Annotated in this window: 20 protein-coding genes and 3 pseudogenes; 10 read left to right on the top strand and 13 right to left on the bottom strand. The window is 69.2% G+C overall.

Annotated features, from left to right (window positions below):
• The first annotated feature begins 8 nt into the window (after positions 1-8).
• Positions 9-1937: an APC family permease gene (locus ACOKM3_RS02160; protein ID WP_426906671.1), complete on the top strand. Its 1929-nt coding sequence runs from the start codon at positions 9-11 to the stop codon at positions 1935-1937.
• 17 nt (positions 1938-1954) lie between these two features.
• Here ACOKM3_RS02160 and ACOKM3_RS02155 read toward each other — a convergent pair whose 3' ends face one another.
• Entirely contained in the window at positions 1955-2986 is a 1032-nt protein-coding gene (locus tag ACOKM3_RS02155) for a bile acid:sodium symporter family protein (protein WP_426896284.1), read from the bottom strand.
• 91 nt (positions 2987-3077) lie between these two features.
• On the opposite strand from ACOKM3_RS02155, the gene ACOKM3_RS02150 reads away from it, so the two are divergent.
• Positions 3078-3911: a COG4705 family protein gene (locus ACOKM3_RS02150; protein ID WP_426896282.1), complete on the top strand. Its 834-nt coding sequence runs from the start codon at positions 3078-3080 to the stop codon at positions 3909-3911.
• A 146-nt stretch (positions 3912-4057) separates the two neighbouring features.
• Positions 4058-4966, top strand: a complete 909-nt coding sequence (locus ACOKM3_RS02145; protein ID WP_426896280.1) for a COG4705 family protein — start codon at positions 4058-4060, stop codon at positions 4964-4966.
• Here ACOKM3_RS02145 and ACOKM3_RS02140 read toward each other — a convergent pair.
• The 5 genes from ACOKM3_RS02140 to ACOKM3_RS02120 are packed head-to-tail and all read right to left on the bottom strand — an operon-like array spanning position 4941 to position 8955.
• Entirely contained in the window at positions 4941-6308 is a 1368-nt protein-coding gene (locus ACOKM3_RS02140; RefSeq protein ID WP_426896278.1) for a sensor histidine kinase, read from the bottom strand. The genes ACOKM3_RS02145 and ACOKM3_RS02140 overlap by 26 nt on opposite strands.
• Positions 6305-6967, bottom strand: a complete 663-nt coding sequence (locus ACOKM3_RS02135) for a response regulator transcription factor (protein ID WP_426896276.1) — start codon at positions 6965-6967, stop codon at positions 6305-6307. The genes ACOKM3_RS02140 and ACOKM3_RS02135 overlap by 4 nt, the downstream gene beginning before the upstream one ends.
• On the bottom strand, positions 6942-7655 hold the full coding sequence (locus ACOKM3_RS02130; RefSeq protein ID WP_426896274.1) for a phosphatase PAP2 family protein: 714 nt from the start codon (positions 7653-7655) through the stop codon (positions 6942-6944). Before ACOKM3_RS02130 ends, ACOKM3_RS02135 begins: the two co-directional genes overlap by 26 nt.
• On the bottom strand, positions 7652-8281 hold the full coding sequence (locus ACOKM3_RS02125) for a phosphatase PAP2 family protein (protein ID WP_426896272.1): 630 nt from the start codon (positions 8279-8281) through the stop codon (positions 7652-7654). Before ACOKM3_RS02125 ends, ACOKM3_RS02130 begins: the two co-directional genes overlap by 4 nt.
• Complete coding sequence (locus ACOKM3_RS02120) at positions 8278-8955, bottom strand: DedA family protein (RefSeq protein WP_426896270.1); 678 nt, start codon at positions 8953-8955, stop codon at positions 8278-8280. The genes ACOKM3_RS02125 and ACOKM3_RS02120 overlap by 4 nt, the downstream gene beginning before the upstream one ends.
• A gap of 123 nt (positions 8956-9078) precedes the next feature.
• On the opposite strand from ACOKM3_RS02120, the gene ACOKM3_RS02115 reads away from it, so the two are divergent.
• Together ACOKM3_RS02115 and ACOKM3_RS02110 are read left to right on the top strand one after the other, a co-directional pair.
• The gene (locus ACOKM3_RS02115) at positions 9079-9450 is read left to right on the top strand and encodes a BlaI/MecI/CopY family transcriptional regulator (protein ID WP_426896268.1); all 372 of its coding nucleotides are present in this window, start codon (positions 9079-9081) and stop codon (positions 9448-9450) included.
• Complete coding sequence (locus ACOKM3_RS02110; RefSeq protein WP_426896266.1) at positions 9447-10388, top strand: M56 family metallopeptidase; 942 nt, start codon at positions 9447-9449, stop codon at positions 10386-10388. The genes ACOKM3_RS02115 and ACOKM3_RS02110 overlap by 4 nt, the downstream gene beginning before the upstream one ends.
• A gap of 46 nt (positions 10389-10434) precedes the next feature.
• Here the strand turns inward: ACOKM3_RS02110 and ACOKM3_RS02105 are convergent, their stop codons facing one another.
• Positions 10435-11925, bottom strand: coding sequence for a DUF6056 family protein (locus ACOKM3_RS02105; RefSeq protein WP_426896264.1), 1491 nt, complete (start codon positions 11923-11925; stop codon positions 10435-10437).
• A 166-nt stretch (positions 11926-12091) separates the two neighbouring features.
• On the opposite strand from ACOKM3_RS02105, the gene ACOKM3_RS02100 reads away from it, so the two are divergent.
• Both ACOKM3_RS02100 and ACOKM3_RS02095 read left to right on the top strand, forming a co-directional pair.
• Positions 12092-13567: a glycosyltransferase gene (locus ACOKM3_RS02100; protein WP_426896262.1), complete on the top strand. Its 1476-nt coding sequence runs from the start codon at positions 12092-12094 to the stop codon at positions 13565-13567.
• A gap of 127 nt (positions 13568-13694) precedes the next feature.
• Positions 13695-15818 (top strand): PIG-L family deacetylase, encoded by a 2124-nt coding sequence (locus ACOKM3_RS02095; RefSeq protein WP_426896260.1) that lies wholly within the window; start codon positions 13695-13697, stop codon positions 15816-15818.
• A 73-nt stretch (positions 15819-15891) separates the two neighbouring features.
• On the opposite strand, the pseudogene ACOKM3_RS02090 reads toward ACOKM3_RS02095, so the two are convergent.
• Positions 15892-17347, bottom strand: a pseudogene (locus ACOKM3_RS02090) (sensor histidine kinase).
• Between the two features lies 1 nt (position 17348).
• Positions 17349-18026, bottom strand: a complete 678-nt coding sequence (locus ACOKM3_RS02085; protein ID WP_426906670.1) for a response regulator transcription factor — start codon at positions 18024-18026, stop codon at positions 17349-17351.
• A gap of 220 nt (positions 18027-18246) precedes the next feature.
• Here ACOKM3_RS02085 and ACOKM3_RS02080 point away from each other — a divergent pair, with 220 nt between their 5' ends.
• Positions 18247-19563: a glycosyltransferase family 4 protein gene (locus tag ACOKM3_RS02080; protein ID WP_426896258.1), complete on the top strand. Its 1317-nt coding sequence runs from the start codon at positions 18247-18249 to the stop codon at positions 19561-19563.
• Between the two features lie 101 nt (positions 19564-19664).
• Here the strand turns inward: ACOKM3_RS02080 and ACOKM3_RS02075 are convergent.
• Together ACOKM3_RS02075 and ACOKM3_RS02070 are read right to left on the bottom strand one after the other, a co-directional pair.
• A protein-coding gene (locus tag ACOKM3_RS02075; protein WP_426906669.1) for an IS5 family transposase occupies positions 19665-20482 on the bottom strand; the annotation gives its coding sequence in 2 pieces (ribosomal slippage) (positions 19665-20137 and positions 20137-20482; 819 coding nt in all).
• A 179-nt stretch (positions 20483-20661) separates the two neighbouring features.
• Positions 20662-21933, bottom strand: coding sequence for an alpha/beta hydrolase (locus ACOKM3_RS02070; RefSeq protein ID WP_426896256.1), 1272 nt, complete (start codon positions 21931-21933; stop codon positions 20662-20664).
• 180 nt (positions 21934-22113) lie between these two features.
• Between ACOKM3_RS02070 and ACOKM3_RS02065 the strand changes: the two genes are divergently transcribed.
• Positions 22114-23856 (top strand): phosphatidylglycerol lysyltransferase domain-containing protein, encoded by a 1743-nt coding sequence (locus ACOKM3_RS02065; protein WP_426896254.1) that lies wholly within the window; start codon positions 22114-22116, stop codon positions 23854-23856.
• 140 nt (positions 23857-23996) lie between these two features.
• Here ACOKM3_RS02065 and ACOKM3_RS02060 read toward each other — a convergent pair.
• Together ACOKM3_RS02060 and ACOKM3_RS02055 are read right to left on the bottom strand one after the other, a co-directional pair.
• Positions 23997-24348, bottom strand: a pseudogene (locus ACOKM3_RS02060) (VOC family protein).
• A 273-nt stretch (positions 24349-24621) separates the two neighbouring features.
• Positions 24622-24819 (bottom strand): hypothetical protein, encoded by a 198-nt coding sequence (locus tag ACOKM3_RS02055; protein WP_426896253.1) that lies wholly within the window; start codon positions 24817-24819, stop codon positions 24622-24624.
• A gap of 581 nt (positions 24820-25400) precedes the next feature.
• On the opposite strand from ACOKM3_RS02055, the pseudogene ACOKM3_RS02050 reads away from it, so the two are divergent.
• Positions 25401-25859: pseudogene (locus tag ACOKM3_RS02050) on the top strand (ATP-binding protein); the annotation flags it as partial.
• Between the last annotated feature and the right edge of the window lie 74 nt (positions 25860-25933).

Raw genomic sequence — 25933 nt, 5'->3', positions numbered from 1 at the left:
GCGAGTCGCTGCTTCCGAAGCGTCTGGCCCTGCCGATCTTTGCCTCGGACCCCCTGTCGTCGGTTGCTTACGCGACACAGGAGATCCTGCTGGTCCTCACTCTGGGTGGGCTGGCGTACGTGCATTTCGTGCCGGGCATCGCGGTGGCCGTCGTCGCCCTCATGACGGTGGTGGTGCTGTCCTACCGGCAGGTCGTGCATGCCTACCCCAGTGGTGGGGGTTCGTACGAGGTCGTGTCGGCGAACCTCGGGCCGAGTGCCGGTCTTGTTGTCGGCGCGGCCTTGATGGTCGATTACGTGATGACCGTGGCGGTGTCGGTGGCGTCCGGGGTGGACAACATCATCTCCGCCGTCCCTCAGCTGCATCCGCAGCGGGTACTGATGGCCATCGGTTTTGTGGCACTGCTGGCGGTGGTGAACCTGCGGGGCGTGCGTGAGTCCGGGCGGGCCTTCGCGGCCCCGACGTACCTTTTCATCAGTGGCGTACTGATCATGATCGCCACTGGTGTCTTCCGGTATCTGGTGGGGGACGCGCCGGTCGCCGAGAGCGCCTCGTACGGCATCCGGCCCCAGGCAGGGGAAACACACCTGGCCGGCCTGGCGATGGTCATGCTGGTACTGCGTGCGTTCTCCAACGGGTGCACCGCGCTGACCGGCGTGGAAGCGATCTCTAACGGAGTTCCGGCCTTCCGGAGGCCCAAGTCACGCAACGCGGCGACCACCCTGACCGTGATGGGGCTCATCGCGGTCACGATGTTCGTCGGTGTCACCGCCCTCGCCATCATGTCCAAGGTCCACATCGCCGACGACGCCTGCCGGCTCACCGGACTGGGCGGGGACTGCTCCACCTATCCGCAGCGCACCGTCATCGCTCAGGTCGCCGCCGCCGTCTTCGGCGGCGAGCAGAGCGTCGGCTTCTACTACGTCCAGGCAGCCACCGCGCTCGTCCTGGTCCTCGCCGCGAACACCGCGTTCAACGGATTCCCGCTGCTCGCGTCCGTCCTCGCGCAGCGCCGTTACATGCCCCGCCAGCTGCACAGCCGGGGCGACCGACTCGCCTTCTCCAACGGCATCGTGGCGCTGGCCATTATCGCTGCCCTGCTGCTGTGGGGGTTCGAGGCGAACGTGACGTCCCTGATCCACCTCTACATCCTGGGTGTCTTCACCTCCTTCACCCTCTCGCAGGTAGGCATGGTCCGGCACTGGAATCAGGTCCTCGCTTCGGAGAGTGCACCGACGCTCCGGCGCCGGCACCACCTCGCCAGGATCGTCAACACCGTGGGCGCTTTGATCACAGGCCTGGTGCTGGTCGTGGTCCTGCTGACGAAGTTCCTCGACGGCGCGTGGTTGGCGGTGCTGGCCGCCGCGGTGCTGTGGCTGCTGATGCGAGGTATCCGGCGGCATTACGACCGCACCACCGCCGAGCTGACCAGCACCGACCCGCAGGCCGATCTGGCCTCTCCCTCCCGCGTCATCGCCATCGTGCTGGTCTCCACCGTCCACAAACCGACGCTCCGCGCCTTGGCCTACGCTCGCGCTCTCAAGCCGGACCGGTTGGAGGCGCTCACCGTCGCCGTCGACCGCGACGAGGCACGGGCAGTCGAAGAGCAGTGGCAGCAACTCGGCATCGATGTGCCTCTCAAGGTCCTCGACTCTCCCTACCGAGAGGTGACCCGACCTGTCGTCGACTACGTACGCTCCATCAGCCGCGAAGCCTCCCGTGACGTGGTCAGCGTGTACATCCCTGAGTACGTGGTCGGCCGATGGTGGGAGAACCTGCTGCACAACCAGTCCGCGCTCCGGCTCAAGGCTCGGCTGATCTTCACCCCCGGCGTCATGGTGACCAGCGTGCCCTGGCAGCTCGCTTCCTCTGCGCGGGCCGACCGTCACGGCCCGCGCGCCCCCGGGGCTGTCCGCCGTGGCGAGCCACGTCACTGAAACCATGTTCATCGCGTTCAGTGGGCGCGCAGCCGTACCACCCGGTTCGCGGCAGTCTTCTGCAGCAGTCCGTAGGCGAGGACCGGCAGGAGTAGATGTGGCTTGTCGGGTAGTGCTGTGGTCAACAGGACGGCGCTGGCGCTGCTGTTGTTCATTCCGCAGGCGAGAGTGAGTGAGGAAGCCTCCGGTGCGTCGAGTCGCAGGGCGCGGGCGGTGAGACGGCCGAGCAGAAACGAGAACGTACAGACCAGTGCGGCAACCGTGACGGCCGCGATGAGCAGCAGGGGGCGAGGGCGAAGCAGGAACGAGCCGAGCGCGCCGCTGGCATTGACGTAGGTCAGGAGCAGCGAACCCACTAGGGCAGCGGGCGTGACGGTGGCCGAGGCCCGCTCGGCCCACCGGTGTGGCAGCAGCAGGCGGCTGGCGCACCCTGCCGCGCACGGCAGTACGACGGCGGTGAGCGCAAAGCCGCTGTGCAGGCTCCGCCCGGCCGAGGTGAGGGTGTCGGCGTAACCGCCGCCGAGCAGCGGTGCCAGCACCGTCACGGTCAGCGGGATCGTCAGCGGGCTGAGCAGTGTGGAGGCCAGGACGAGGCCCACCATGGTTGGTTGGTCACCCTGGCCCTTGCCGGTCCACACCGTTGCCCCGGCAGCTACCGGCATGGCGACGATCAGGATCATCGCCGTGACCAGGCCACTGCCGCCGTCGGTGTCGGGGGACTGGTGCAGGAGGAACGCGACAAGCGGGATGATCAGCAACGGGGTCGTCAGGTGTAGCGCGAGGCCGGCCAGCAGGATGCCGGGACGACGAAGAAGACATCCCAACTCCCGTAAAGGGACTTGGAGTCCGGCCGAGAAGAGCACCAGGGCCAGGAGCCAGCCGGTGACATTCATGGACAGCGGCCGGCCTGGTGCGAACGGGAGGGAATGAGGGTGGCGCAGCCACACGCCGGGGCCGGGCAGGAGCAGTGCGGCGAGGTAGGCGGCGGTGACGGCCCACCCGAGGTGTCGGCGGAGCAGGGTGATGGCCCGCTCGCTACGGGAGTTCATGATGTTCATGCTGTGCGTGGTGGAGCCGGGGCGCGGGGTGAACCACGCGGCAGTCAGGATGATTCAGGTTCCCGGTGACAGCGTCGGGCCCATGACATCCGAAATCTCCGACACCTCATCCGCCACAGGCGCGACTGCGCTGGCGGCCCACCGCCCTCCGCGCTGGAACAAGGTCCCCGAAGTCACTGTCTACTTCTGGGTCATCAAGGTGCTGTGCACGACGGTCGGTGAGACCGCCGCTGATCTCCTCAACGAGAAGCCGGGGCTCGGACTGACCGGCGTCTCGCTGCTCATGGGCACCCTGCTGGCGGTCGTGCTCGTCGTCCAGTTTCGTACGAATGCCTACAGGGCGGGCGTGTACTGGACGGCGGTCGCCCTGGTCAGCATTGTCGGCACGCTGGTCAGCGACAACCTCACCGACAACTTCGGGGTGCCGCTGGAGACGAGCACCACCGTGTTCGCCCTGTGCCTCGCCGTCGTCTTCGTGTTCTGGTTCCGCAGCGAGCGGACCCTGTCCATCCACAGCGTCGACACGCCCCGCCGTGAGTGCTTCTACTGGCTTGCCGTGCTGTTCACCTTCGCGCTGGGCACGGCGGCCGGGGATCTGATCGCGGAGCGGATGGCCGTGGGGTACTGGCTTTCCGCGGTGCTGTTCGCGCTGGCGATCGCTGCCGTCGCAGTGGTGCGTTTCGCGTGTGGAATGAACGCCGTGTGGAGCTTCTGGATTGCCTACGTACTGACCCGCCCGCTGGGCGCATCGGCGGGAGATTACCTCTCGCAGCCGACCGGGGACGGTGGTCTCGGCCTCGGAACGGTGGTCACCAGCGCTCTGTTCCTGTCAGTGATCCTCGCCCTGGTCGTGTTTCTGGTCGTCACTCGTAAGGACATCACTGAGCAGGAGCGACGGGCCCACCGCGCCGTTTGACCTCGGAGTCTCCGTAGAGGCAGTCGTTCAGGAAGTTTTCAGGATGTCCTTGCCAAGGTCAGGTCCGTGATCCGTCGGTCCTGGCTGTGCTCGTGCGCCTGACCTTCGGTCGCACGGCATGGTAACGGACCAAGGAGTGAGCGGCATTGGACAAGACGGAGACCGCCCTGGAGGCGGCACGCCGGATGCGTGTGGAGGACGCGAGTCCGGTGGATGCCGGGGCGCAGGTGGTGCGCAAGCTGCCCGAAGTGACCCTCGCTTTCTGGATCATGAAGATCGCGGCGACCACCCTCGGGGAGACGGCCGGTGACCTTTTCTCCCAGACCCTCGGGCTCGGCTATTTCCTCACCACAGTCGCCCTGTTCCTGCTCTTCGCAATCACCCTGGTGGTGCAGCTTGCCTCGCGCCGCTACAACCCGCTGCTGTACTGGCTCGTGATCCTTTCCACCAGCATGGCCGGCACCACGATGTCGGACTTCATGAACCGGGACGCCAGCGTCAAGTACCTGGCCCCGGGGACCAGTTCGCTCGGTTGGGGACCGCAGGGTCTGGGTCTGGGCTATCCGGCAGGGGCCGCGATCCTCGTCTCGATTCTGATCGCGATCTTCATCGGCTGGAGGCTGACCGGCATGACCTTCGCGATCCGGGACATCGTCACCTTCCGCGCCGAGGCGTTGTTCTGGTCCGCGATCCTGGTGTCCAACACGCTCGGCACCTCCATGGGGGACTTCCTGTCCGACAGCTCAGGGCTCGGCTACGCCGGGGGAGCGCTGCTGATCTCAGGCGCCCTGGTCGTGCTCCTTGCGCTGATGCGGGTGCCCGTCGTGCCCAACGTGCTGCTGTTCTGGTTCGCGTTCGTACTGACCCGCCCGCTGGGGGCGACGGCGGGCGACTTCCTGACCAAGCCGGTCGCCAAGGGCGGCCTGGATCTGGGGACGGCGGGTTCCTCGGCGGTGTTGCTCGCGATCCTGGGCGCTCTCATGGTGTCCGCCCACGTACGAGAGCGCCGTACGACCTTGACGGCATCGGTCACGCGGGAGGCAGGCGGACGGTGAACCGGGCGCCCGGGGTGTGCTGCTCGTCGTAGTGCACCTCGCCGCCCACCGAGCGGGCCAGGCGCCGCGCCAGCGGCAGGCCGAGGCCCGCTCCGTCGTGTCCGTCGCCGGGGGTAGCGCGCCGGCCGGGAACGAAGAGCTGCGCGGCGAAGTCCGGCGGTACGCCGGGGCCGTCGTCGGTGACGTCGACGAGTACGCCGTCGGCGTCGGACCGGGCTCGTACCCATACGCAGGAGCGGGCGTATCGCAGGGAGTTGGCGAGCAGCGGGCCGACGATGCGTTCGAGCAGGGCGCTGCCCACTCCGGCCTGAAGGTCCGGGTCCTGGCCGACGACGGTGACGGTGAGCGACAGATGGCGGGGCAGGTCGAGCTGTTCGACGGCCCGGTGCAGCGCGGGCAGCATGAGCGTGGTGCCGGGCGTGGTGGGGACGCCCGCGCGGGCGTCGAGGAGCAGGGTGTCGCAGATGGTGTGCATGGATGCGGCGGCTGTCGCGATCGTGGTGTGGGTGGCGCGGGTGTCGGCGGAGGTGCGGGGGCGGGCCTGCCACCAGTCGAGCTCGGCGATGATCCGGCTGAGCGGCGTGCGCAGTTCGTGCGAGAGCTCGGCGGTGAGCTGTCGTTCGTGGCGCAGTAGCGTGCGGATGCGATCGAGCAGCGCGTCCAACGACGCACCCAGGCGGGCGAGTTCGGCGGGCAGTTCGCCTGCGCCGAAGCGTTCCCCGGACGCGACGGCGCCCCACTGGGTCGCTTGGTCGGTCATCGCGCGGACCGGACGCAGGGCGCGACCGACGGCCAGCCGGGTCAGGGTGTAGGTGCAGGCGAGCATCACGGCGTCCAGCGCGAGAGAGCCGAACAGCAGGGTGTCAGCCGAGTTTTGGTAGGGCGTCAGGTCGAGCGCCGTGACGACGGTGGCGCCTGCCCCTCGGCCCGGGAGGTGCAGCGCGCACAGGCGCACCGGCCGAACCCCGCCGGTGGTGGCGCAGCGTCGTCCGTCGGTGGCGGCCAGGGTGCGCGCCGCGCGGTCGAGCGGACCGCCCGTCGCGGCGTTCGGCGGCCGCTCGACCGGCCGGCTGCCGCCGTAGATCCATACGTTGCTGTCGAGGAGGTCGTCGTGGGTGCCTTCGTGGACCCGTACGATGGCCCGGCTCGTGTCGACGGTGGTGGCGACGGCCGCGGCCCGGGCGTGCAGTTCGTCGTCCGCCTGGTGCTGAAGGTGCTGCCGGGCCACCGCGTTGAAGCCGACCGTGAGGACCGTGATCAGGAGTGCCGCGCTGGTGAACGCCGCCAGGGAAAGCCGGCCGCGCAGGGTGCGGGGTGCGAGGCGGGCGAGGGGTGCGGTCACGACAGGCGGTGGCCGATGCCGCGTGCCGTGTCGATGGTGCGCGTGCTGCCGGCCTCGCGCAGCTTGCGGCGCAGCCGGGTCAGGTACTGGTCGAGCGTGTTGTCGTTGACGCGTGCGCCTCCCGGCCAGCCGGCCCTGACCAGATCGCGTCGCCGCACCACGTCGCCGGATGCCGTCATCAGCGCGGCGAGGAGCCGGAACTCCGTGGGTGTGAGAGCGAGTTCGGTGTCACCGACGGCGCATCGGTACCGCACGGCGTCGAGGGTCAGGTCGCCGGCCGTGGAGGGCCGCGCGGGGCCGGACCGCTTCAGTGTCGCGCGCAGCCGTGCGACGAGCTCGACGAGGTGGAACGGCTTCGGCAGATAGTCGTCGCCGCCCGCCGAGAACCCGGAGAGCCGGTCGGTCAGCTGGTGATGGGCCGTCAGGAAGACGACAGGGAAGTCCAGTCCGTTCGCGCGCAGGGCCTGGCACACATCGCGGCCGTCCGCGTCGGGCAGCCCGACGTCGAGCACGGCGGCGGCGACCTCGTCGGACGCGAGCCGCAGCGCGGTGGCGCCGTCCACGGCGGGCATCGGGTCGAAGTCCTCCTCGCGCAGCCCGCGCAGCAGTACGTCACGCAGTGCGTGGTCGTCCTCAACGACCAGGATCTTGTGGCGCACGGTGGACCTCCCCCGACTCGATCGACATCTGTGGCGTACGGGGGATGAACCGCTCGGGCAGCCACCAGGATGCGGCGCACAGGCACGATCCACCCCAGCCGACGGCGAACAGCCAGCCACCGAGGACGTCGGTGCACCAGTGGACACCGAGCAGGGCCCGGGTCAGCCCGACCGTGATCCCCCAGAGCAGGATCACGGCGGTCAGCAGATTCCGACCCCGCGGAGCCCGGATGCGTACGGCGACAATGACAAGGCCCGCGGTGAGGGCGGCCGTGGTGGCATGCCCGGAGGGGAACGACCAACCGGAGGCGTGTGTCGCCCAGTCGACCTGCGGCGGGCGCTGCCGCTGGACGATGACCATCGCGCCGTAGCGCAGGGCCTGGCCGGCGATGAGGCACAGCAGGCCCAGCGCGGCAGCGGCCAGCCGCTGCCGCGCGGTGTACCCCACGAGGACTCCCGCCAGTACGACCAGGACGTAGGGGAAGGGGCCTGTGCCGGTGGCGGTCACGCCCCGGGCAAAGGCCAGCAGTTCCGTGGGCCGGTGCCCGAGAGCCCAGGCGAGCACTTGGTGGTCCGGCGTGGGTGGGGCGTCGGGCCGGCCGATCGCGATCATGCCGAGGAGGCCGAAGGCGGCCCATGCGCCGAGGCTGACACTGCCCGCCAGGTCCGCCGTCTCCCGGCGGTTCATGACCCGGCGAGCAGGAGCGGGCGCAGCCGTGACGCGGCGAGCCGCCGGGCCACGGACGTCGGCCGGCTCCGGAGCACGGTCAGGCCCACCAGTGCGGTCAGGGCGCCGACGGCGATCCCCACCGCCACATCGTGCGGGTAGTGCGCCCCCACCCACACCCGGGACGCGGCCATGGCCAAGGCGGCGACGACCGCGACGACGCCGAGCCGGCGCGAGACGAACCACAGGGCGACGGCGGCCGCCGCGGCGAGCGCGGCGTGATTGCTGGGAAAGGACCAGTCGCCAGGCGCCGGACACGCCTCCAGGGTCGCCACGTGCAGGCTGCGGCAGGGGCGCACCTCGCGCACCACCGACTTCACGAGGGTGTCCACCGCGAAGGCGGCGAGCACCAGGACCGGCGCTGCGAGTGCCGTCAGCGCGGCCTCGGGACCCACCCGCCGGGCCCGCCACCAGGCCCACACCATGAGCACGGCGAACAGCAGGAGCCCGTACGTCGACCACAGGGCGACGGTGGAATCGAGCCAGCCGGGCGCGCGCCCGGCGAGGCGCACCACATCGCTGTAGGCGGCCCCGTCGACCGATGCCCCGTCGAAGGCCGCGAGCGGCCCGTCGTGCGCCCCGATCATCCTCGTACCTCCGTCGCCTTGTGCGCCCGCGCGGCCCGGCGCGAGCGGTACAGCTCGGCGGCGAGCGGCAGCAGCGAGACCACCACGATCAGTGCGACCAGCGGCAGCAGATAGTGGTCCACGTTCGGGACGGACGAGCCGAGCGCGTACCCCGCCAGCGTCAGCCCCACGGTCCAGACGACACCGCCGACGGCCTGCCACAGCGTGAACGTGCGCAGCGGCACCCGCAGGGCGCCCGCCATCGGGTTGAGCACGGTGCGCACCACCGGCACGAATCGGGCCAGGACCACCGCCTTGCCGTACCCGTACCGGCCGAGGAGTTCCTCGGCCCGTCGGGCGCCCTCGTGCAGTCGCTTCGAGTGGCTGCGGTCGAGCAGGGCTCCGCCGCCCTTGCGCCCCAGCAGATAGCCGACCTGCGCACCCGCGAGCGCGCCGACGGCGGCCGCGACCAGCAACGGGGCCAAGGGCAGGCGCAGGCCGCCGTGGTCACCGCCGGAGCTGAGCAGGCCGGCGGTGAACAGCAGCGAGTCACCGGGCAGGAAGAACCCGATCAGCAGGCCGGTCTCCGCGAAGAGCACGGCCGCCACCCCGAGCACGCCGAAGGAGGCTAGCAGTGAATGGGGGTCCAGCACATTGACGGCGAGCTGCGACGATAGAGGGAAGGCAGGGGGCATCGCTGTGAGCCCTCGCAATCTGGTCGTGGTCCGCCGGAAGCCGTGCAACGACCTTCAGCGGGCGACTACAATTCTGTAGACGGTCTACTCGACTGTAGACGATGGTGGGATGAGGGCGGTTCCATGACCGACACCAATGACGAACGCCGGCCCGCGGGCGAACTGGAGGCTGCGGTCATGTCCGCCCTGTGGGCGGCCGACGGCCCGCTCACTCCGGGCCAGGTGCAGGCCGACCTCGCACGCGGTCTGGCCCGGACCACCGTGACGACGATCCTCGCCAGGCTGTTCGAGAAGGGGATCGTCGGGCGTGAGCGCCAGGGGCGTGGCTTCGCCTATTTCCCGGTGCAGGACGCGCCGGGCCTGACCGCGCGGCGCATGCACACCGAACTCGACCGGGACCACGACCGGGAATCGGTACTGGCCCGCTTCGTGGACCAACTCGCCCCGGAGGACGAGCAGTTGCTGCGTCAGCTCCTCGAAGGTGGCGACACGTGAGCCCGCTGCTGCTGATGTTGCTGCCGCTCCTGCTGCCGTTCGCGGCGTGGCCCCTGGCCCGACACGTCCTGGAGCGTCTGGCCCCGGCGCCGGCCGTGTACGTGCTCACCGCGACCGCCCTCGTACTGGCGGCGGCGTCCGTCATGTCCCTCGGCACCGCCGCGCTCACCGGGCTGCTCACCCTCCCCGCCCTCGCCCCGCTCGCCGAGCTCATTCACCCCCTGCGCGTCCCCTCCGGCCTGATCGTTCTGCCCATGGCCGCGGCGGCCATGGGCGCCCTCGCCATCAGTACCTGGACCTTGACCCGCTGGACCGTCCGCCAACTGCGCGCCCTGCGCTCGGCGACCCGCGAGGCAGACCATCGGCCCACCGTCGGTGACCTGTGCGTCATCGATTCGCCGGACGCCGACGCGTACGCCCTGCCGGGCCGCCCGAACCGGGTCGTCGTCACGACCGCGATGCTGCGCAGCCTGGACGCCGCGGAACGCGAGGCCCTGATAGCTCACGAACGTGCCCACAATCAAGGCCGCCATCACTACGTCCTCGCCGCAGCCGAACTCGCCGCCCGCTGCCACCCCGCCCTTCGCGCGGTCCGTACCGCCATCCGCCTCGCGGTCGAGCGCGCCGCCGACGAATCCGCCGCACGGGCCACTGGTGACCGACGCCTCACGGCCCGCGCCGTCGCCCGCGCCGCGCTCGCCGGCCACTCCGCTGGATCACCGCGCAGCGCACGCCCGGACTTCGCCCCCGCGGCCACGACAGGTCCGGTACCCCAGCGGGTTGCCGCCCTACTCGCCCCCGCGCCGCGGCGGCGCGCAGCACGATGGATCGCACTTCCCCTCGCCTGTTGCGCTGCCCTGTCCCTCGCCGCCGGTGCCGCTGGGCTGGTCGCCGTCCATCACCGCGTGGAGGTGGCCCAGGGGGAGGAGTCCGGCTGACTGTGCCAAGTCGCGGGAATGGCAGCTCTGTTGGGCGGGGTGTTGGTCAAGGCAGTTTCGAAGCCTGGGTGATGTGTTGCACGTTGTAGTAGTCGGCGATGCAGGGCGCCGGCCACTTGGCTCTTCCGCCGTGGCGGAACGGCTCGGTCATCTTGCTGAGGGGTAGCCGCTTGTACGGCAGGACCTGGACACCGGCTGCAGCCTGACTCTGCATCCAGCGGTTCTGGCGGTCCCAGTCGTGGGCGCGCGTGGCCATGCTCGACTCGAGTCCTACGAGCGACGCGACGAGCGCGACGCAGACCGCGGCACACACCACGGACCCCGCTGCCAAGACCGGGCCGGTTCGCGGGGTTCGGCGATGCAGGCCGCGGCCGACGAGGGTGCCGATGCAGACGAGAAACACGATGTACAGCAGCAGGTAGTCGTTCCACAGTCGCGTCGATGACACCACCGCCTTCCCGAAGACGGGGTAGGTGATGACCGTGCAGATGTACCCGGAGATGAGCAGGGTGCATGCAGCGGCACCGGCCGCGAAGGCGTACGTCCTTCCCAGGGCGAGATGGCTCTGGGGGCCGTGCATCAGCAGGCCCAGGACAACACCCACAGCGATGGCTCCGAGGTACTGCCAGGTCGTCAAGACCATGAAAGTGATCTCGGCGAATCCATGCAAGGACGCGAGTAACGAGTCGTGGGTGAGCATGGTCGAGGCGTGCTTCCTCTCCCTCCTGCGCTGTGCGCCCGGGGACGTGTAGAGGATCAGGAGGCCGAGGACGATGCTTGTGATCCCGGCGGCGCAGCACGCCCGGAGGAACCGGCGGCGTGCATCCGGGAAGGTCCGGCTCACTAGCAGCGCACATGTCAGGCCGACGGACACGACGACACTGGCTTCTTCTGAGAGCAGTCCCAGACACGTTCCCGTCACGACCACGATGAGTATTGCCAGGCCCTTCGCCCGCCGCGACGTCGCCCGCAGTACCGGGATGGCCGCCGCGCAGGCGAACACCGGGGGCAGGGTGTGGGAGACGGAGGCGGCCGGCCAGTAGAACGTCTTGTAGGTGTTGGGCGAGCCGAAGAGGAACAGGGCCGTCACCATGGACGCCACCAGGAGCGGAACTCCGCCTGGAGCTTTGAGGCAAGAGACGCGCAGAACAGTGGCGACGAGGGCCCACATGAGGACGAGGACGAGCACGCCGCTGACCGGCGCGAACCACTGCTGGCCCGCGTTGCCGAACCGCGCGTAGGACCACACCAGTACGGCGTTGACGAGGCGTCCGTTGTCGTGGTTGTAGAACTTCTCGGCCATCGCGGGCAGCCCGCCGTCACGCACCACCGGCAGGAAACACCAGTCATCCCCGCCGGGACGTACCCACCGGGCATTCCAGGCAGCGAACACCAACACGGCCAGCGGCAGGAACGAGAGAAGCCCCAGTCGTGCGGGTGCCCGCACAGTCACCCGCGGAGCAGGAACATCTCCGGGGCGCTGGTCCCGGGCAGGGTTCTCCGGCGTATCCAGCACGCGCTGCACCTCCTTCACCATCGGTTCCGAGGAAGAACGAAGGCATGGTCAGCTATGCGGCGCTGTTTCTCTCGAGCCTACAGATCTCACCGCGACACAGGGCATTCTCTTACCGTTGTCTTAAATGGGTGCGGCATGGTGGTGCTTGTCGCCGGAACGGCCGTGATCACACCTGCTGAGGTGCCCAATGAAAGAGTGTCAGATCTCGATTGTTGTGCCGTGCTTCGACGAGGAAGAGGTGATCAACACCTTTCATTGTGCGCTGATGTCGGTCCTCGCCGATACGCGTCGATCATTCGAGGTTTGTTACGTCGACGATGGAAGCCGCGATACGACCCGTGGCCAGTTGCGGGCCCTCGCCGCCGCGGACCCCCGTGTGCGCTACATGTCCTTCAGCCGGAATTTCGGCAAGGAGGCGGCCATGCTCGCGGGACTGCGCATGTCATGCGGTGCGACAGTGGCTCTCATGGACGCGGATCTCCAGCACCCGCCCGGACTTCTGCACCGCATGCTGGAATTGCAGCAACACGGCTACGACCAGGTAGTCGCTCGCCGTGACCGATCGGGCGAGGGGATGCTGCGCAGAACGGTCAGTTCGGCCTACTACCGCGCCATGGGCCACTGCATGGACGTCGATGTCATCGATGGAGAGGGCGACTTCAGGCTGTTGTCGCGACGCGCCGTCGACGCGGTCCTCGCGCTGCCGGAGGCCAACCGGTTCTCCAAGGGGATCTTCTCCTGGATCGGCTTCGAGACCGTCAGCTTCACGTATCAGAACGTCGGCCGCGCCGCCGGGCGTTCGAAGTGGGGTGGCCGACGACTCCTCAACTACGGCATCGACGGCCTCATCTCTTTCAACAGCCGCCCGTTGCGCCTGGTCATCTACGCCGGACTGGCCCTGGCACTCGCGGCATTCGCGTACGCGCTGTGGATCGCTGCCGATGTCATCGTGCACGGGGTCGACGTGCCCGGCTTCGCCACCTTGCTGATCGCCGTCGTGGCCCTGGGCGGTATCCAGCTCGCCACGCTGGGGGTCATCGGCGAATACGTCGGCCGCATCTACGGGGAGACGAAACGCCGGCCGCTGTACGTGGTGCGAGAGACCGAGGAAGATGCAGGCCGAGTCGGCACCGTTCCCGCCCCGGTGGCCGGACGCATGCCGCCGCCCGCCGTGGTGGCGAACGTGCGATCGAAGGGCCCGCGCACCGGAAACACCGGGCTCCGTACCCTGCGGCAGTTCTCTTCCTTCGTGACGATCGGAATCGTCAATACCGCCGTCTACATGGCCGTGTACGTCTGGCTCAACCACTGGATCCCGTACCTGGCCGCTCACGTCATCGGATTCGCAGTCAGTGTCGGCGGGTCGTTCTTGTTGAACACCTACTTCACATGCCGCGCGAAGCCCACATGGCGCGCCTTCTTCCGCTTCCCGCTGTCCAGTCTCGTCAATCTGGTATTCAGCGGGGCACTGCTCTTCCTCGGCGTTCAATCCCTCGGAATGGGGAAGAACGTCACCGCCTTGGCTGCGGGCGTACTTGCCACGCCGCTCTCGTTCGTGATCGCCCGTTGGGCCATCAATTCCGGAACCGTGCACTCCGGCGAGCCGCGTCCCGACTGGACATCCGCTCCTGACAGGTCCGAAGAGCTGGTGGGAAAGGGGTGAGGTATTCGGTTCATTTCGTTGCGGGGCGCGTCCGATTGACGTCTTGTCGGTGGCACTTCGTTGAGATGGGAAATTACTGCGCGGAGCTGACGTGCGTCTCGCAACGGATGAGCAGGGGAGGGGCACGGTGGGCGAGGCAGAGAGGCCGGGGTCACCGCGTGCGACGACTCGGCGGCAGGTGCTCGCGGGCGGCCTGGGCGTGGTCGCCGCCACGGTCGCCGGCTGCGATCCCAGCAAGCATTCCGGCGCCGCGCCGGCACCGGTCCGCGCGGTCGACCCGCGAGCGAACGGATCCTTCGCCGCCGCTGGGAAGAGCCTGCTGCTCCAGGTCATCGCCCACCCCGACGACGACCTGTTCTTCATGAACCCCCAGTGCCACCAACTGCTCACCGCGGGCGTCCCGGTGATCACCGTCGTGGTGACGGCAGGGGAATCCTCGGGCCGCAACCGCGTGCCCCATGAACTCGCACCGGTGGTGCCCAACAAGTCGGGCTACTCCGGCGCTCGACAGCAAGGCATGCGGCAGGCCTACGCCGAGATGCTCGGTCTGGACCGCTTCACCCGCTGGCGGCGCACGGTCCTGGCTCTGCCGCACGGGGCACGTGCGGAGACGGACGAGCTGGCGGCAGGAGATTGCCGGGCACAGCTGATCTTCCTCAACATCGCGATGCGCGGGGACGGAGGAGTGCGCCTGCCCGCGTTGTGGGACACACCGGGCACGGTCATGCGCACCGTGGACGCCACCGACTCCTTGGTCTGGCGGACGTACGCCTACGGCCACCAGACGTTGGTCGACGTTCTCGCATGGCTCATGGACCACTTCCGGCCCACCATCGTCCACACGATGGACCCGGACCCCGACTACCAGGTGCACGACGCGCGGCACCCGAAGGGCAGCGACCAGCCGCACTTCTCCGACCACCGGGACCACACCCCGACGGCCCTGTTCACGTGGAAGGCCATGTCCCAGTGGGTAGCCGACTCCGACCGGCGTGACGGGCATGCCCCACGCTTCACCACGATGGCTTTCCGCGGCTACTACAACCAGCGCTGGCCACACAACCTTCCACCCGACCTCCTCGCACAGAAGGCCGGCTTCATCGCCGCGTACGGGGGCGCGCCAGGGTGGTCGTGCAACGACCCCGCGGGGTGCGGTGATTACAGTCAGGGCGGCGCCCATGCCCTGACGAGTCGCAAGGGCTGGGTGCGCAGTACTCATCCGCGATACCCGGGTCCGCTGCCCGTTTCCGCAACCGACCGCTTCGGCCGGGTCGTCGCCTACGGAGTGCTTGGCACCCAGGCCGTCCGTTGGCACGAGACTGCCCATGGCAGCGGACGCTTCGGCGCCCCGGAGAACTTCGGCGGTGGCCCACTCGCCCCTGCCCTCTCCGTAGTGATCGATGCGGCCGCACGTCACCTGCTCTTCGCGCTCCGATTCTCTGCGCTGGACGGCCAAGGCCGCCCCGACACACGGGAGATCGTCGTTTGGGAAGAGCACGAGGTGGTCGGGTCGGCAGGGCTCTGGCGGGGGCTCGGAACCCCCGATGATGATGCCGAGAGGGGGCGGCGGTCCGGCTGCCCGGTCGCCGTGGCGACGCCGGACGGCCGTGTCCATCTCTTCGTTCGCACGGCCGCTCAGGGCCTGGCCACCCGCGTACGGGAAGCAACCGGCCGATGGGGTCCCTGGCGTCACTTGGGAGGCGGGCCGGTCCAGGACGGACTGACCGTCGTGTTTGACGAGGCGGGACGGATCCATGTGTATGCCGCGGGACATGACACCGTGCACCACTGGTCCCAGAGGCGGCGGAGCGGGCCGGTCGCTGCGCGTCCGCCGACGGGCTTGCCGGTTCCGAGCGGTGCGCCGGCCGCCGTGCTCGAACCGGAAGGTCGCATCGCACTGATTTACCGCGCCCCGGGCGAGGCTATGCCGTACCTGTACGCCGGCACGCCCGGCGCTACGCGTACTCCACTGCCGCATCTCACTGGTTATGGAGCCGTCGCCGCCCACGAAGCTGCGATACCTGGCAGAAGGAGGCCTGCGACGGCGCTGCTCGGACTGACCGACAGAGGTCTGGTCCAGATTCAATACGGGACCGCCTCTGACGCCCGTCCGCTGGCGACCCCGGGACGACCGGTCACCGTGGGCTCACCATCCCTCCTGGCGGCGCGCGGCCACCACGTGTCGGTCTTGGGAATGTCACCCGACACGACGCCGTGGATCTGGCGGCCGCAGGCGGCCTCACAGGCATGAGTGCGGGGCGATCAGAATGCAGGAACTGCGGAGGCGTGTGCGTGCCAAGAGAGTCGACGTTCCTGGGTATGGCTCAGCGTGAGGGCGGTGCGTAGACCGTGAACCCGATCACCGCTCCACCGCCTTCGCGTCGCTCGGCGAACGGTACGCCGCCGTGGGCTGCAGCGACCTCGCGCACGATCGACAAGCCGAGTCCGGAACCGGGTCGGCTGCGGGCGGCGGGAGCGCGGTAGAAGCGGTCGAAGATGCGCTCCGTGTCAACCTCGGCAAGTCCGGGGCCGCGGTCGAGGACTTCCACGCAGACTGCCCGCGACCCGGGTGATGCTGATCTCGATGGGTGCGGCGCCCTCGGCGTCGAACTTCGCGGCGTTCTCCACGAGGTTGGACAGGGCCCGCTGGAGCTGGGCGGGGCGGCCCGTGATCGTCGTGTCCGTCTCGGTATGGACCGTGACCGTGCGCCCGGTGCGGCGGCGGGCCAGGGCGGCGACGTCTTCCGCCGTTTCGGCGAGTGACACGTAGTTCGTAGGCTCTGCGTCCTGCTGGCCGGCCGCGAGATTCACCAACTCGTTGACTAGGTCCGTGAGTTCGCGGGATTCGTCCGCGAGATCATCGAACAGCTCGGCGCGGGAGGCGGGCGGCAGTTCGTCGATGCGGCGCAGGAGGGAGATGTTCGTCCGCAGGGAGGTCAGCGGGGTGCGCAGTTCGTGGCCCGCGTCCTGGACCAATCGGTGCTGTTCGTCCTTGGAGCGGGCGAGCCGGCCGAGCATCCGGTCGAACGAACGGCCAAGACTGCCCACCTCGTCGCCGCCGGTCACCGCGACCGCGACATCGAGCCGGCCGGTGGAGGCCACATCTTCCGCGGTCGCGGCGAGGCGGACGAGCCTTGACGTGATGCGGCGCGCCAGCCACCAGCCGAACAGTCCGGCTGCGAGGACGACCACCACCGCGAACAGCATCGTGCGCTTCTGCAGCTCCCGCAGCAGATCCTCGGTGTCACTGAACTCCTGGGCCACCTGCACCGCGCCACGCCTGTCGCCGAGTGCCACCGTCGCCATGCGGTAGGAGTTGCCGGCAAGTTCCACGTTGTCGTCTTCAGTATGGACGCCAGGGGTGTCCGCGTCGGCGATCCGGCGGGCGTCGGTGCCTACCGGGAGCGGCGGACTGCCCTTGTCGACCACGGTGCCGCCGGGGCCGAGGATCTGGACGTCGGTACCGATGGGGCGGGTCAGGTCGTCGCGCGGGCCGTCGTGGTCCGGGTCGGCTGAGGTGAAGTCGCCAGGCATGAGGGGCTGTTGGCGCGTCTGGGCGCGCAGGTCGTGCACGACCTCGTCGAATACGGCCTCCTGGTCGACGCGGACGAGCCGGGCGGCCGAGTCGTAGGACAGGACGCCCACCATTGCGGTGACACCGATTGCGACGAGGGCGAACGCGATGGCCAGCGTGGTCCGCAGGCTGCGGGTGTGCCACGTCTTCCCACGTCTCCTGGTGGATGTCCACCGATCGATGCCGTGCTTTCCGTCGGCCCGCATCTCAGGTCTCCCGCAGGACGTACCCGACGCCCCGGACCGTGTGGATGAGCGGCGGGCCCTCGGGCTCGTCGACCTTGCGGCGCAGATAGCCGACGTACACCGCGAGGTTCTTCGAGCCGGGTCCGAAGTCGTAGCCCCAGATGCGGTCGTAGATGGTGGCGTGGTCCAGGACGATGCCGCTGTTGCGGGCGAGGAGTTCCAGGAGGTCGAACTCGGTGCGGGGCAGCTCGAGTTCGCGCGAGCCGCGCCAGGCGCGGCGGGCGGCGGGATCGATGCGCAGGCCGCCGACGGTGATCCGGTGGTCGGCCGACTCGTCCGGCAGGGGAGTGGTGCGGCGCAGCAGGGCGCGCAGGCGGGCGAAGACCTCCTCGACGTCGAAGGGCTTCGCCACGTAGTCGTCGGCGCCGGCGTCCAGGCCCGCGATCCGGTCGGGGGTCTCCACGAGGGCGGTGAGCATGAGGATCGGGGTGCGGTCGCCCTCGGCGCGCAGCACGCGGCAGACCTGGAGGCCGTCGACGCCCGGCATCATCACGTCCAGGACGAGGATGTCGGGACGTATCCGGTGCGTGGCGGCCAGGGCCTCGACACCGTCGGCGGCGGCCGTCACGGCGTAGCCCTCCAGGGTCAGGGCGCGTTCGAGCGCGTGCCGGATCGCGCGGTCGTCCTCGGCGAGCAGCACGGTGGAGGCGGAGGCGTCGGGGTGGGGCACGTAGCCCAGTCTGCCTCCGCGGCCTGCCCGGATCGACGCTTCGGCTCCCGGCCGGATGGCTTCTTACCCGTCTCTCACCCGACCAGAGCCCCAGGCTTACGTGCATGGGGCACAGTCGCCCCTGGTGTCACGGGATGTCGGGGGATGGCATGGGTCCGCCCTTGTGTACCCACCAAGGAGGACCTTGCGCATGAAGATCGCGTTCTTGCTGCACAACGCGTACGCCGTCGGCGGAACCGTGCGCACCACGCTCAACCTCGCCGCCGCGCTCGCCGAGCACGGTGGCCACGAGGTGGAGGTCGTGTCGATGTCCCGACACCGGGAGAGTCCCCGGTTTCCCATCGACCCTCGGATCAAGCTCGTGCCGCTGGTGGACACGCGGGCGGGCGGTGAGGACTCCCGGCATCCCGCGTACGTGCAGCCGGCACAGGACTTCCCGGCCCTTGAGAAGCGCTATAAGCAGTACGCACTCCTGCACGATCAACGCGTACGCGAGTACTTGGAGGAACGCTGCGACGGGGACGTGGTCATCGGCACTCGGCCCGGCATCAACGTATATCTCGCTCGCTGGGGGCCGCGGCGAGCGCTGCGGATCGGGCAGGAACACCTGCGGCACGACGCGCACAGCAAGAAGCTGCGGGCCGTGCTGCACCGCCACTATCGCTCGCTGGACGCCCTGGTGACGATGACCGAGGCCGACGCTCGGGTGTACCGGGAGCGGATGCCGCTGCCGGGGACGTGTGTCCTGTCCGTGCCCAACATCGTGCCGCCTACGTCCGTGACGCCCTCCGACGGCACGTCGAAGATCGTCGCAGCGGCGGGCAGACTTGTGCCCGGCAAACGCTATGACCTACTTCTGGAAGCGTTCGCGGCGGTATCGGCGCAGGAGCCGGACTGGGAGCTGCGGATCTATGGCGCGGGTGTCGAGGAGCACCGGTTGCGTGCTCTGATCGCGGGCCTCGGGCTCCGTGGCCGCGCGCGGCTCATGGGCCAGGTGGCGCCGGTCGAGCCGGAGTTCGCCCGCGCCTCGCTGGTGGTCAGCGCCTCGGGCGCGGAGTCCTTCGGGATGACCCTTGTCGAGGCCATGCGCTGCGGCGTCCCCGTCATCAGTACGGACGCGCCGCTCGGCCCCGCCGAGATCATCACGGACGGAGCCGACGGGCGCCTCGTCCCGGTCGGCGACGCGCGGTCGCTCGCCGCGGCGATGCTCGACCTGATCGGGGACGAGGCGGGCCGCAAGGCAATGAGCGCGGCGGCGCTCGACTCGGCGCATCGCTACGACCCCGAACCGGTCGTGGCGCGCTACGAGGAACTGTTCCGGGCCCTGATCACTTCCCGTCGGCGTCGCGCCTGGCGGCGGTTCACTGACCGTGTCGCCAACTGGGCGCGCAGGAAGCTCCGTTCGGTATCCGGTGTATTGCCGGGCCGAGGAGCGGAGTCGGCTCACACGCCCCAGGACCTTGGCCACGCCCACTCCCAGGGCGGCATGCGCGCCCGGCTTCCCTAGACACTCAGGCGCCATCGAACCGCTCTCGCCACCGGAACCCCCACCCCCAGGGGCCGGTGATGAGAGCTCCACGGGGCGGGTGCTGGGCCGGTTAAGAGGTGCTAACAAAGGCGTTGGACGTGCCGATGAGTGATCAGGCAGGCGGCCAGCCCGAGAAAGGCTTCATGGATGTCGTCACGCCGCTCCCAGCGGATGCGGAGACGGCGGAAGCCGTGCAGCCACGCGATGGTGCGCTCGACCACGTACCGGAAGGTGCCCAGTCCCGTGCCGTGTGGCTGACCGCGTTCGGCGATCACCGGACGGATCCCGCGCTGTCGTACCTGGCGCCGGTAGATGTCGTGGTCGTAGCCGCGGTCGGCGAACAGCAGGTCCGGCCGCTTGCGCGGCCGTCCGACCGTGCCGGCCACCGGTGGAACCTTGTCGAGCAGCGGAAGCAGCTGCGTGACGTCGTTGCGGTTGCCGCCGGTCAGCGACACCGCGAGCGGGATGCCCTGGCCGTCGGTGAGCACGTGGTGCTTGCTGCCCGGCCGCGCGCGATCGACCGGGCTCGGCCCGCTTTTGGGCCCCGCCGAGCGGCCCGCACGTGCGAGGAATCGATCACCGCCCGGGACCAGTCCAGCTTGCCCGCCGACCGTAGCTTCTTCAGCAGCACCAGGTGCAGTTCGTCCCACACGCCCGCCTCGTTCCAGGCGGCCAGCCGGCGCCAGCAGGTCATGCCCGAGCCGAAGCCCAACTCCTGGGGCAGGTACTCCCATTGGATGCCGGTGTGCAGCACGAAGAGGATCCCGCACAGTGCCTGCCGGTCCGGGACCCGCGGTCTGCCCTCGACCTTCTTCGGGCCCGGCTCCGGCAGCAACGGCTCGATCATCGACCACAGTTCGTCCGACACGATCCATGGCCGCAACTGACGCTCTCCCATGACCAGACCTACGGACAGACAGACCGAAACACTCATGATCAGCAGCTTTTGTTAGAGCCTTTAAGTCGGCGGCGGCCTGCCACCCGCCCCGTCTCCCACCCACCTGAGATGTTCCGGCGCCCAGTCGGCGCCTTCGTGGGTCGAGGTGTTGAGGAAGGCCGCGACGATCGAGCCGACGGTCAGGACGACGATGCCTGACCGGGCCGATCGGGGTGCTGGCGTGCCCGGGGTGCCGGGTCTTTCTGGTGCGAGGCAAGTCGCCCGGAATGTCGCGGCTTCGGGTTCGGTGTCGTGTCTTGCGGGAACGTCAGCTGCCGGCCCATCCACTCCATGGCAGGGCCGATCTCCCGCCGCCAGGTGGTGAAGTGGTGGCTGCCGCGCGGAAGGATGATGCGCGCCGACGTCATCGGTGGCTTCACCGCGTTGAGGAATCTCATTGTCGGCCGATAATCGCGCTCGCCCTGCCGAGAGCTCGTCACGAGGACAGAGACGCGTGGCACGGGCAGATGCCGTAGCCGCCAGACGAGGTCGTGTTCCTGCCTCAGGCGCGTCGCACGTGGCCGGGCGCCGAAGAGGCTGCCTGTCGTCAGATCCTCGGTCACCTTGTAGTCCGCGGACAGTGCGGCCGCCGACGTGTACACCTCCGGGTCGCGCAGGGCGAGTTGCAGGGCGCATGAACCGCCGGAGGAGTAGCCGAGCGCGCCCCACCCACTAGATGCGTGGCCCACTCGGTACGCGGATTTCAGCGCCTCGGGCAGGTCCCGGGTGAAGAACGTCTCCGCCTTGGGGCCGCCCGGTACGTCCACACACTCGGTGTCGCGGGGCGGCGCGATCGTGGGCCGCACCATCACGACGACTGTCGGTTGCATGCTCCCCGCGCGCTCCAACCGGCCGACGGTCTGCGGCACTTCGAGGAAGCGGGCAAGGTTCATGATGCCTCCGGGGTAGCCACTGATCGCCACGATCACCGGGAAACGCTGTCGGTGGTATTGCCGCTGGAAATACTGCGGCGGCAGGTAGACGAACGCGGGGTTGATGGCTCGTGTGCGGCGCCCGACGATCCGCACCGACTCGACCCGGCCCGCCTTCGCGGGAGGCCCCGCGGGCAGGCCGCGCACCTGGCCCAGGCCCTGCGGCCCCGCAGGCTGGACGAGGCTGCCACGGGCGGCTTGCACACGGGCACCGCCCCCCGCATCCGTGACCCGCCCGGGGGCGGTGGAGACATGGCCGAGCAACTCGTCCCAGGAGCCGTAGAAGTCGAAGTACGTGTTCACCGCGACCGCGCACGCCGTCAGGAGCGCCACCTGCGTCGCCGCGATGACGCCCAGCCTGCCGAGCACGGCCAGTGGCCCGCGCCGGGCGAGGCGCGGCCACGCCCAGACCGTGAGGCACACACATGCCAGCGCGAGCAGCACCGCCGCGCATTCCAACGCCCGGCCTGTCAGACCCATCGTTCGTTCCACCTCTCGCCGAGAACACGGCCGCTACACGCGGCCAACTGCCCTTTCTGGGCAGCCTCCACCGGAACAGAGGCCGGGGGCGGGAGACGGGTTTGCTCCGCCGCGCACTCTTACCCTTCTCCGCACTCGCTCTTACTCCACCGGTGACCAGCGCGCCTACGCTCAGCAGCCGTGAACCTTCGCCCCACAGTCCTGGCCGGACACACCTGCCTGCTCATCGGGCTCATCGACGTCGCGTCGGCCGTCTCCACGCAGGTACGCGCCAGCCGGATCGAACGCATCGCGCCCTATGTCCCCGGTCTCACCGAGGGCGTGGCGCGCGCCGCAGCCCTCGTCGCCGGCATTCTTCTCGTCCTGCTGGCGCGCGGACTGCGACGCGGCAAACGGCGCGCGTGGGAGGCGGCCGTCGCTCTGCTCGCGATGAGCGCACTGGTGCAGGGACTGCGGCATCACGCGTTCGTCGGGGCCGCCGTGTCCGCGCTGCTGTGTGCCGCACTGGTCCTGCTGCGGCACGAGTTCCACGCCCTGAGTGACCCGCGCGGGCGGACCCGGGCGCTGGGCAACCTGCTCCTGCTCGGCACGATCAGCGTCGGACTGGGGTTGCTGATCGTCGGAGTGCACGCCGACCACGAGGCGGGGCGCGGCATCTCGTTCGTCGACCGGCTGCGGCAGGTCGTGTACGGACTGGTCGGGATGGCGGGCCCCTTGACGTACGACAGCGACCGGATCGGTGACGTCGTGAGCGCTTCGCTTCTCGGCCTGGGACTGCTCACCGCCTCGACCACCGTCTACCTGGCGTTGCGGCCCGTTCGGCTCGCCCAGGCCGACGGGGACGGGCGGGTGCGAGCCTTGCTGGCGCAGGAGGGGCGTCGCGACTCGCTCGGCTATTTCGCGCTCCGCAGTGACAAGGCCGTCATGTTCTCGGCCACCGGAAAGGCAGCCGTCGCCTATCGAGTCGTCTCCGGTGTCGCGCTGGCAGGCGGTGACCCGCTCGGTGATCCGGAGGCATGGCCCGGTGCCATCAAGGAATTCCTCGACCGGTGCGCGCGGCACGCCTGGACGCCCGCCGTCATGGGCTGCAGCGAACTGGGTGCGCAGATCTGGGCCCGTGAAGGCGACCTGAAGGCACTGGAGTTGGGGGACGAGGCCATCGTCGACTGCGACGGTTTCAGCCTCGCGGGCCGCACCATGCGCAACGTTCGACAGATGGTCAACCGCATTGAGCGCAGCGGCTATGCATGCCAAGTGCGGCGCGTCCGCGAACTGGCGGACGAGGAGAAGCGGCAACTGCGAGAGGCTGCCGCCGCCTGGCGCGGGAGCGCCACCGAACGCGGATTCTCCATGGCGCTCGGCCGGTTTGGCGACGCGTCGGACAGCGACTGTGTCGTCGTTACTGCCCACCAGAAGGACGCCGACGGAACCACACACGTCCGGGCATTGCTGCACTTCGTGCCCTGGGGCGAGGACGGGCTCTCCCTTGACCTGATGCGCCGCGACCGCACTGCCGAACCCGGCCTGAACGAACTCCTCATCGTCGCGGCGCTGCGCGCCGCACCCGACCTCGGCGTCGCCCGTGTCTCGCTCAACTTCGCGATGTTCCGGGCCGCGTTGGCGCGCGGCGAGCGGATCGGTGCGGGCCCGGTGCTCAAGGGGTGGTGCGCGCTGCTCGTCTTCCTCTCGCGCTGGTTCCAGATCGAGTCGCTGTACCGCTTCAACGCCAAGTTCCGCCCGCACTGGCAGCCCCGCTTCGTCGTTTACCCGACCGCCCGTGACCTGCCACGCATCGGCTGGGCCTGTTTGCAGGCCGAGGCATTCGTGGTGCTGCCGAGGCCGGCGGAGCGCCTCCGGCAATGGACGCGACACCGCGCGAGCGAGGCTCCGGGCGAAGTGACGGTGACGAGTGTCCCCACGTAGGGGTTCGCCTGGAGCCGAGGAAGGACTTTCTGCGACCGCGCACCGCTGAAGCTCAACCCACGCATTTCACCGGAGGTACCACCCAGGCGGAGCGGAGCGGCCATGAGTTCCCGACGCGCAACGTTGCTGGACGACGTCTTCTACAGCCGCGGTGTCGGCCGCTGGAAACGAGTTCGGGCTGGTCGCGGCGACTGGCGTGGCCTTGGCGTTGTCGCAGTGGGCTCCTCAGACGCCTCGATCAATTGGTCCACCGCGGCCCTGACTCGCCGCGCGCGGACGTCCAGCGGGACATCACGGCCGCCGCCGACTTTCAGGTCGAAGTGCCACCGGTTCTTGGCGGTCTTCGGTTCCGGAACCTGCTGGAACCATACGCGTGGCCCGCGGCCCGCCGGATCGACGATCGACTCCGGAATGTCGCCGGCCCCGGGCCCAGAACGCCACCATTCTCTGCGGTTCGGAGCAGTCAATCGTCAGATGCACGCTCATCTGCATGCCTGAAGCTTCCCAGGTAGGTCTGGCAGACGACGTACCTTCGCAACAGGCTTTGGCCTCGCCGCGATACCCCGGGTGTTTCTCGGCTGTTCGGTGATGCTCGGCAGCGTTTTTTGGTGGAGATACTCACCAGATGATCGCCCCAAGTTGGAGCGCGAATGTCGCCCTTGCCCGCGCGGCTTTTCGGCCCCGTCGTGCTCCGCGAACCGATGCGACGGGGCCCCTGTAGCACGGGGGATGGCAACAGGGGCCCACCGGATGAAGCCTACCCTCTCAGCATGTCTCCCGCAGGGCGTCGATGACCTCCTGCATGGTGGCCCACACGCTCATGAGCCGCTGCCGGTATCCACGGAGTACGGGCGGCCGTGCCCCCGCGGCGAACACGACCGGCTCTGCCCGCCGGAGGGCGTGCCGGCCGTCGCCGCCAGCGTCCCCGCGGCGCTGCTCGCGGTAATACGGGGCAGCGGGCATTTCGTGCACCTCGAGCGCCTGCCTGACTTCAGCGACGTGCTGGGACGATTCATGACCGACGAACCACGGGAGAAACACCCGGCGTTGAACCGGCTGGAGGCCGTGACGCCGGCCCGCACGGCCGCAGCTGGCTGTGAACGGTTTCTCTGGCCCCAGCGGAACGCGTCCTGTGGCCCCAAGGGCTTGTTCCGAATTTGAGTGCCGGTCAGAAGTGGCCCCCAGGGGCGGTCTGGCGGTGGGAGCATCGATGTGCTCCTGATAGGCAGGGGGCCCGCATATATGGCCCGAGAGCCAAGATTGAGCTTTTCGCGGCGATCCGCCGCGATACCCGTACCGAGAAGCTCTCGATCCATGAACTCTCGCGCCGGTACGGGGTTCACCGGCGACCGATCCGCGAAGCTATCACCTCCCCGTGGCTGGCTCCACGCAAGCCGATGCCGCCGCGACCTTCGGTGATCGACCCCCACAAATACCTGATCGGCGCGATCCTGCGCGCCCGGCGCAAACAACGCCACACCGCCAAGCGGGTCGTCGGCCGGCTGGTCGACGAGTAAGGCATGGACAACGTCTCCTACGGCCGGGTCCGCAAAGGGCTGCCGCTGTGTTTGATCGGCGACCCAGGCTCCGGCAAGCCGCACCCGCTGAACTCGCTGGGCACCGAGACCGCGATGGCCGGTTCCGGGTCAAGTACGTCCCGGCCACCAAGCTCATCAACGAACTCGTCGAGGCCGCCGACGAGAAACCGCTGAGCAAGACGATCGCCCGCTACGGACGGGTCGATCTTCTCTGTATTGACGAGTTGGGCTATATGGAGCTGGACCGGCGAGGAGCCGAGCTGCTGTTCCAGGTTTTGACCGAGCGCGAGGAAAGAACAGCGTGGCGATCGCCTCCAACGAGTCGTTCTCCTCGTGGACCAAGACCTTCACCGACCCCGGCTCTGCGCGGCCATCGTGGACCGCCTCACTTTCGGCGGCAACATCATCGAGACCGAAAATGACTCCTACCGCCTCGCCCACACCAGAGCTCTGAAATCCAACGCAGCCTGGCGCCCTGGAAGTCCACGGCTTGGGCAGCTGGAAGGGCTCGCCTTCGTACGGGCGCTGATGGTGCAGTC

This window comes from Streptomyces nidicola (assembly GCF_050106155.1).
GTDB lineage: Bacteria > Actinomycetota > Actinomycetes > Streptomycetales > Streptomycetaceae > Streptomyces.
The sequence above is the reverse complement of the archived record's forward strand: the minus strand, read 5'-3'. Positions and strand labels throughout refer to the sequence as shown.

Bases quoted from the DNA above. Each gene is read 5' to 3' on its own strand.
- ACOKM3_RS02155 (WP_426896284.1), bottom strand. From the start codon at position 2,986: ATGAACTCCCGTAGCGAGCGGGCCATCACCCTGCTCCGCCGACACCTC.
- ACOKM3_RS02150 (WP_426896282.1), top strand. From the start codon at position 3,078: ATGACATCCGAAATCTCCGACACCTCATCCGCCACAGGCGCGACTGCG.
- ACOKM3_RS02130 (WP_426896274.1), bottom strand. From the start codon at position 7,655: ATGAACCGCCGGGAGACGGCGGACCTGGCGGGCAGTGTCAGCCTCGGC.
- ACOKM3_RS02125 (WP_426896272.1), bottom strand. From the start codon at position 8,281: ATGATCGGGGCGCACGACGGGCCGCTCGCGGCCTTCGACGGGGCATCG.
- ACOKM3_RS02120 (WP_426896270.1), bottom strand. From the start codon at position 8,955: ATGCCCCCTGCCTTCCCTCTATCGTCGCAGCTCGCCGTCAATGTGCTG.
- ACOKM3_RS02115 (WP_426896268.1), top strand. From the start codon at position 9,079: ATGACCGACACCAATGACGAACGCCGGCCCGCGGGCGAACTGGAGGCT.
- ACOKM3_RS02105 (WP_426896264.1), bottom strand. From the start codon at position 11,925: ATGGTGAAGGAGGTGCAGCGCGTGCTGGATACGCCGGAGAACCCTGCC.
- ACOKM3_RS02100 (WP_426896262.1), top strand. From the start codon at position 12,092: ATGAAAGAGTGTCAGATCTCGATTGTTGTGCCGTGCTTCGACGAGGAA.
- ACOKM3_RS02080 (WP_426896258.1), top strand. From the start codon at position 18,247: ATGAAGATCGCGTTCTTGCTGCACAACGCGTACGCCGTCGGCGGAACC.
- ACOKM3_RS02070 (WP_426896256.1), bottom strand. From the start codon at position 21,933: ATGGGTCTGACAGGCCGGGCGTTGGAATGCGCGGCGGTGCTGCTCGCG.
- ACOKM3_RS02055 (WP_426896253.1), bottom strand. From the start codon at position 24,819: ATGCCCGCTGCCCCGTATTACCGCGAGCAGCGCCGCGGGGACGCTGGC.